Below are 6,964 nucleotides of genomic sequence, written 5' to 3'. Positions count from 1 at the left end.
GGTCACCCTCATGCAGTTGCGCTTCACTTCGTTCGCTGTGGCCAGCTTACGGCGGGACTTTCACCCACAAGATTGCGCCCATGCTGGGCGCACCAAAAAAAGGCCGCTGCTCCCGAAGAAGCAGCGGCCTTGTGAAGAAGCGCGTGAGGCTTAGTAGCCCAGTGCGAAGTCTTCCTCTTTCATGTCCATCAGGTTGCCGGCGCCCGACAGCATGGTTGCCACGTGAGTGCGGGTACGCGGCAGGATGCGCTGGAAGTAGAAGCGTGCGGTCTGCAGCTTGGCGGTGTAGAACGCCTCTTCCGAGGTGCCCGCAGCCAGTTTTTCAGCGGCCAGGCGCGCCATGTCCGCCCAGAAATAAGCCAGGCAGGCGTAACCGGAGTACATCAGGTAGTCCACCGACGCCGCGCCGACTTCTTCGCGGTCTTTCATGGCGGCCATACCGACCTTCATGGTCAGCTCGCCCCACTCTTTGTTCAGCGCAGCCAGTGGCTCGACGAACTCTTTGACCGCCTCGTTGCCTTCGTTGGTCTGGCAGAACTTGTGGACGATCTTGGTGAAGCCCTTCAGGGCTTCGCCTTGGGTCATCAGCACTTTGCGGCCCAGCAGGTCGAGCGCCTGGATGCCGGTGGTGCCTTCGTACAGCATCGATATGCGGCTGTCGCGAACGTTCTGCTCCATGCCCCACTCGGCGATGAAGCCGTGGCCGCCGTAAATTTGCACGCCGTGGTTGGCGGACTCGAAACCGACTTCAGTCATGAAGGCCTTGGCGATCGGCGTCATGAACGCCAGCAGTGCGTCGGCTTTTTTCTTCTCTTCTTCGTCCACGCCGTATTTGACGATGTCGACTTGCTTGGCGGTGAAGTAAACCATCGCACGGTTACCTTCGGCGAACGCCTTCATGGTCAACAGCATGCGACGTACATCCGGGTGCACGATGATCGGGTCAGCGGCTTTTTCCGGCGCTTTCGGGCCCGTCAGGGAGCGCATTTGCAGACGGTCGCGAGCATATTTAAGGCCCCCCTGGAAACCGATCTCGGCATGCGCCAGACCTTGCAGCGCGGTGCCCAGGCGTGCGGTGTTCATGAAGGTGAACATGCAGTTCAGGCCTTTGTTCGCCGGGCCGATGAGGTAACCGGTGGCCGCGTCGAAGTTCATCACGCAAGTGGCGTTGCCGTGGATGCCCATCTTGTGTTCCAGGGAACCACAGGTCACGGCGTTACGGGCGCCGAGCGAGCCGTCTGTATTCGGCAGGAATTTCGGAACGATGAACAGGGAAATGCCTTTGGTGCCAGCCGGTGCATCCGGCAGACGTGCCAACACGATGTGGACGATGTTGTCGGCCATGTCGTGTTCACCGGCCGAGATGAAGATCTTGGTGCCGGAGACTTTGTAGGAACCGTCGGCCTGAGGGTCGGCCTTGGTACGCAGCATGCCCAGGTCGGTGCCGCAGTGCGGTTCGGTGAGGCACATGGTGCCGGTCCATTCGCCGGACACCAGTTTGGTCAGGTAGGCCTCTTGTTGCTCAGGCGTACCGTGCTCGGAAATGGTGTTCATCGCGCCATGGGACAGGCCCGGGTACATGCCCCACGACCAGTTGGCCTCGCCGACCATTTCGCTGACCGCCAGGCCCAGGGACTCCGGCAACCCTTGACCGCCGTGCTCGACGTCGTGAGCCAGGCTTGGCCAGCCGCCTTCGACGAATTGCTTGTAGGCTTCCTTGAAACCGGTCGGGGTTTTAACGCCGGACTCGCTCCAGATGCAGCCTTCGGTGTCACCCACGCGGTTCAGCGGAGCCAGTACCTGCTCACAAAACTTGGCGCCTTCTTCGAGAATGGCGTCAACCATGTCCGGAGTTGCGTCTGCACAAGCCGGAAGGCTCTGATAGTGCGCTTCGTAGCCGAGCAGTTCGTCACGAACGAAGCGAATATCACGCAAGGGGGCCTTGTAGTCAGGCATAGCGATAAACCTCTGCTGATGTAACCGGGAATGAACGACCGCATTGATGTGTTGTGACGGTCAAACAGTTGTTTGAAACATACGTTTACCACCAAACCTTGTCAAGCGCCGATCATTTGCCGTTCGTCATCACACCATGGGAATGGCGGGCGTGCAGCCACGCAACGGCGTCGATGGATTCCATTGGTCATGGGGAAAGATTAGTTGAGGGATAAGGACTTACGCAGAAAAACGCCGCGATCGATCGCGGCGTGGGCAGGTGGATTTGGCCAGGTGGATTTGGCCAGGTGGATTCGGCCAGGTGGCAGCCAGGTGGCAGCGAGGCGCAGCCTAGTCCAGCAGATCCAACTGCAGATGCTCGGCCACCGCTTCGGCCGTCACCATTTTTAGTTTCGGCACGCGTCCAAGGCATGGCGCCGGGATTCGCTCGGCGAGTGTCGCCAGGTTCTCCTCCACGCGCGCGGTTTTCGAATCGATGATATTGGCCACCCATCCCGCCAATTGCAGCCCGTCCCGCGCAATCGCCTCGGCCGTCAGCAGCGCATGATTGATGCAACCCAGGCGCACGCCGACCACCAGAATCACCGGCAGGTCCAGCGCCATCGCCAGATCCGACAGGTTGTCCTGATCCGCCAGGGGCACGCGCCAGCCGCCAGCGCCTTCGATCAGGGTGAAGTCAGCTTGCAGGTCGAGAAGCTGCCGCATCGGCGCCAACAGTGATTGCACGGTCAACGCCACGCCAGCCTCCCGCGCCGCGAGATGCGGCGCGATCGCCGGTTCGAACGCCATCGGATTGACCTGTGCATAGGTCAAGGGCAAAGAGCACTGCGCCATCAGCGCCAGTGCGTCGGCATTGCGCAAGCCCTTGGGCGTGACATCGCAGCCAGAGGCCACCGGCTTGCCCGCCGCCGTGCTCAAGCCCGCCAACCGCGCGGCGTGCAGCAGGCCGGCGGCAACGGTGGTCTTGCCGATATCGGTGTCAGTGCCGGTGATGAAATAGGCTGCACTCATACGGGTTTCTCCAAAACGGCGTACACCACTTGATAAGTCGCCGGCAGACCTTTGGCCTGGCGAAACTGCTCATAGGCCTCGATCAAGCCGAGGATTCGCGCCCTGCCAGTCAAACCGCCCGGCCGACCGGGGTTCAGGTTGTGCGCACCCAGCGCCTTGAGTTCATGGGTCAGGCTGCGCACATCCGGGTAATGCAGCACATGGGGCCGGGTTTGCAGCTGCGCGACGGTCAATCCGCTGCCCGCGCAAAGCTGTTGATAAACCCCGAACTCACGGAAGCGATTGACGTGCACCATGCCGTCCACCTCACGCCAACTGTCTCGCAGTTCGTACAACGTCCCCACGCACAGACTAGCAAATGCGAAAATTCCGCCAGGTCTCAGCACTCGATGCGCCTCACTGAGTACCGAGGCGAAGTCGGCGCACCACTGCACCGCCAGGCTGGAGAAGATCAAATCGCAGGTCGAGGCCTGCAGTGGCAGGCGTTCGGCATCCCCGGCGATGAAATGCGTGGCACCGCCCAATGGCCGGGCGTGATCGAGCATGCCTTCGGCGATGTCCAGCGCCACGCCGTGGCTGGCGGGAAAACGGTCGTTCAACGCTCGACTGAAGTGCCCGGTGCCGCACCCCAGGTCCAGCCACCGACCCGGTACGAAATCTGCCGGCAAGCAGTCCATCAACTGGCTGCCGACATCGCGTTGTAATTCGGCAACGCTGTCATAACTCGCCGCTGCGCGGGAAAAAGAGGCCGCTACCTGGCGCTTGTCAGGCAAACCGCCGGGCAGGTCGGGAAGGGATAAATCAGTCATCACTGAACTCATGCAAAAAGGCCTGGATTGCCCCAGCCACACCGTGGGGGTCTTCCAGAAGAAACGCGTGACCGGCCCGTTCAATCAGGCCGATTTCGACATCCGGCAGCAACTTCAGCAGGTCTTGCGCGGCTTCGGCCGGAACCAGCCCGTCGAGGCCGGCGAACAGGTGCAACTGCGGGCCGCGGAATGTTTGTAGCGCTTGACGGGTATCCAGTTGCGCGAGCACTTGCAGACCGTTGATCGATACCGATGCCGTGGTGTGCGGCGCGGCACCGAGCAACAGCCTCGATAATCCGCGTGGGTCCGCAGAGCCTTGGGCGCAAAGCAACGAAAAACGTTTCAAGGTCATGCGCGGATCAGCCTTGCAGCCGGCCAGGAACGCGTCGAAGGCCTCGCCGGGCATCGCGCTCGGCCATTGCTCATGGGCGACAAAGGAAGGATTGCTCGCCAGGGTCAGCAAGCCGCAGCAACGATCGCCACGTCGGGCCGCCAATTCGGAAGCGAGCATACCGCCAAGGGACCAGCCACCGAGCCAGGCGTCCTGAGGCACAGTGGAATCCAGCTCATCGAGCCATTCTTCAAGATCGCTCGACTCCAGTTCCGGCAAGGGTTCGATCTCGACCCGCAGGTGTTCATCCAGCCCCTGCAATGCCGCAGCCAATGGCTCCAGCGGTGAAATCCCGAGGCCCCAGCCGGGCAGCAGAATCAGACGATCACGCATGGCTTGGCTCCGGTCCCAGTCGTTGAAAACAATCGGCCAATCCATTCAACAATAGCTGCACTTGCCCCTCGCTGTGTGCAGCGCTCAGGGTCACGCGCAGTCGGGCGCTGCCGGCGGGTACGGTCGGTGGACGAATCGCCGTCACCATCAGCCCGCGTTCGCGCAGCATCTGCGACAGTCGAACCGCACGCCCGGCATCGCCGATCATGATCGGCTGGATCGGCGTGAAGCTGTCCATCAATTCCAGGCCAATCTGCTCGGCACCCTGGCGGAACTGGCGGATCAGCGTGTTCAGATGCTCACGTCGCCAGTGCTCACTGCGCAGCAGCTCCAGGCTTTTCAAGGTCGCGCAGGCCAGGGCCGGTGGCTGGCTGGTGGTGTAGATGTACGGACGGGCGAACTGGATCAGCGTCTCGATCAGCTCGTCACTGCCGGCCACGAAAGCACCTGCGGTGCCGAACGCTTTGCCGAGGGTGCCGACCAGTACCGGCACGTCATCCTGGCTCAGGCCGAAATGCTCGACGATCCCGCCGCCATGGGCGCCCAGCGGACCAAAACCGTGGGCGTCATCGACCATCAGCCACGCGCCTTTGGCCTTGGCTTCCCGGGCCAGCGCCGGCAGGTCGGCGATGTCGCCGTCCATGCTGAACACGCCGTCGGTGACTACCAGGGTGTTACCGATGGCCTTCTCGAGACGATTGGCCAGACTCGTTGCGTCGTTATGCAAATAGCGATTGAAGCGCGCACCGGACAGCAGGCCCGCGTCCAGCAAGGAGGCGTGATTGAGGCGGTCTTCAAGCACCGTATCGCCCTGCCCCACCAATGCGGTGACGGCGCCAAGGTTGGCCATGTAGCCGGTGGTGAATAACAGCGCACGGGGGCGACCGGTCAGGTCGGCCAGCGCTTCTTCCAGCGCGTGATGCGGGCTGCTGTGACCGATCACCAGGTGCGATGCCCCGCCGCCAACGCCCCAACGGGTCGCACCGGCGCGCCAGGCTTCGATCACTTGCGGATGACTGGCCAGGCCCAGGTAATCGTTGTTACAGAACGCCAGCAACGGCTGCCCATCGACCACCACTTCCGGGCCTTGAGGGCTGTCGAGCAGGGGGCGATGGCGATAAAGGTTTTCGGCACGACGTGCAGCAAGGCGTGCGGCGAGATCGAAAGACATGCAGGCCTCGGGTGTCAAATCACAGAATGCGAAAATTGCACTATCTCCTGTGGGAGCGAGCTTGCTCGCGATAGCGGCGGCTCAATCAACATCAATGTTGAATGTCACTCCGTCATCGCGAGCAAGCTCGCTCCCACAGGGTTTTGCATTTCAATCAGAAGTATCGTTGTGTGGTCAGACAACCGCGTTGTAGAACTGCTCGCTGCTCTTCTGCTCAACCAAAGCCTGCTCGATCGCCGCCTGATGCACTTCGTCGGCATGTTCTTCACGCGCTTCCGGCAGGATGCCCAGGCGCGAGAACAGTTGCATGTCCTTGTCGGCCTGCGGGTTGGCGGTGGTCAGCAGCTTCTCGCCGTAGAAAATCGAGTTGGCTCCAGCGAAGAACGCCAGGGCCTGCATCTGCTCGTTCATGGCTTCGCGGCCAGCGGACAGGCGCACGTGGGATTGCGGCATCAGGATACGGGCGACGGCGAGCATGCGGATGAAGTCGAACGGGTCGATATCGTCGGCATTTTCCAGCGGCGTGCCGGCAACCTTTACCAGCATGTTGATCGGGACCGACTCCGGATGCTCCGGCAGGTTGGCCAGCTGGATCAGCAGGTTGGCGCGATCGTCCAGCGACTCACCCATGCCGAGGATGCCGCCGGAGCAGATCTTCATCCCCGATTCACGCACGTAGGCCAGGGTTTGCAGGCGCTCGCTGTAGGTACGGGTGGTAATGATGCTGCCGTAGAATTCCGGCGAGGTGTCGAGGTTGTGGTTGTAGTAGTCGAGGCCAGCCTGGGCCAGCGCTTCGGTCTGGTCCTGATCCAGGCGACCCAGGGTCATGCAGGTTTCCAGGCCCATGGCTTTCACGCCCTTGACCATTTCCAGCACGTACGGCATGTCTTTGGCCGACGGATGTTTCCAGGCAGCGCCCATGCAGAAACGGGTCGAACCGATGGCCTTGGCGCGAGCGGCCTCTTCGAGGACCTTCTGCACCTCCATCAGTTTTTCTTTTTCCAGACCGGTGTTGTAGTGACCGGACTGCGGACAATATTTGCAATCTTCCGGGCAGGCACCGGTTTTGATCGACAGCAGTGTCGAAACCTGAACCCGGTTAGCGTCGAAATGCGCGCGGTGCACCGTCTGCGCCTGGAACAACAGGTCATTGAATGGCTGAACGAAGAGTGCTTTGACTTCAGCCAAAGACCAGTCATGACGCAGGTTTGCAGTGGTGCTGGCGCTCATGGGCGTTTCCTTTGTTTTATGCTTGGCAAGCGACTGCGGGATGGAATACCCACAGACGCGATA

6 protein-coding genes are annotated in these 6,964 nt (G+C 61.4%); all 6 read right to left on the bottom strand.

The window, feature by feature from the left end:
- Positions 1-150 precede the first annotated feature (150 nt).
- A complete protein-coding gene (locus tag J2W17_RS29755; RefSeq protein WP_307343456.1) occupies positions 151-1,956 on the bottom strand; it encodes a phenylacyl-CoA dehydrogenase in 1,806 nt (601 codons plus the stop codon).
- Between the two features lie 330 nt (positions 1,957-2,286).
- Entirely contained in the window at positions 2,287-2,967 is a 681-nt protein-coding gene (bioD, locus tag J2W17_RS29750; RefSeq protein ID WP_307343452.1) for a dethiobiotin synthase, read from the bottom strand.
- Positions 2,964-3,776: a malonyl-ACP O-methyltransferase BioC gene (gene bioC, locus J2W17_RS29745; RefSeq protein ID WP_307343449.1), complete on the bottom strand. Its 813-nt coding sequence runs from the start codon at positions 3,774-3,776 to the stop codon at positions 2,964-2,966. The genes bioD and bioC overlap by 4 nt, the downstream gene beginning before the upstream one ends.
- Positions 3,769-4,500, bottom strand: coding sequence for an alpha/beta fold hydrolase (locus J2W17_RS29740; RefSeq protein ID WP_307343447.1), 732 nt, complete (start codon positions 4,498-4,500; stop codon positions 3,769-3,771). The genes bioC and J2W17_RS29740 overlap by 8 nt, the downstream gene beginning before the upstream one ends.
- The gene (bioF, locus tag J2W17_RS29735; protein WP_307343444.1) at positions 4,493-5,671 is read right to left on the bottom strand and encodes an 8-amino-7-oxononanoate synthase; all 1,179 of its coding nucleotides are present in this window, start codon (positions 5,669-5,671) and stop codon (positions 4,493-4,495) included. The genes J2W17_RS29740 and bioF overlap by 8 nt, the downstream gene beginning before the upstream one ends.
- Positions 5,672-5,845: 174 nt before the next feature.
- Complete coding sequence (gene bioB / locus J2W17_RS29730; protein WP_307343442.1) at positions 5,846-6,901, bottom strand: biotin synthase BioB; 1,056 nt, start codon at positions 6,899-6,901, stop codon at positions 5,846-5,848.
- Positions 6,902-6,964: the final 63 nt, after the last annotated feature.

It is taken from the genome of Pseudomonas lini (assembly GCF_030812475.1).
GTDB lineage: Bacteria > Pseudomonadota > Gammaproteobacteria > Pseudomonadales > Pseudomonadaceae > Aquipseudomonas > Aquipseudomonas lini_A.
This window is presented reverse-complemented; position numbering and strand designations above follow the sequence as displayed.

Coding starts and splice junctions, on each gene's coding strand:
- J2W17_RS29755 (WP_307343456.1), bottom strand. CDS start 1,956: ATGCCTGACTACAAGGCCCCCTTGCGTGATATTCGCTTCGTTCGTGAC.
- bioD (WP_307343452.1), bottom strand. CDS start 2,967: ATGAGTGCAGCCTATTTCATCACCGGCACTGACACCGATATCGGCAAG.
- bioC (WP_307343449.1), bottom strand. CDS start 3,776: ATGACTGATTTATCCCTTCCCGACCTGCCCGGCGGTTTGCCTGACAAG.
- J2W17_RS29740 (WP_307343447.1), bottom strand. CDS start 4,500: ATGCGTGATCGTCTGATTCTGCTGCCCGGCTGGGGCCTCGGGATTTCA.
- bioF (WP_307343444.1), bottom strand. CDS start 5,671: ATGTCTTTCGATCTCGCCGCACGCCTTGCTGCACGTCGTGCCGAAAAC.
- bioB (WP_307343442.1), bottom strand. CDS start 6,901: ATGAGCGCCAGCACCACTGCAAACCTGCGTCATGACTGGTCTTTGGCT.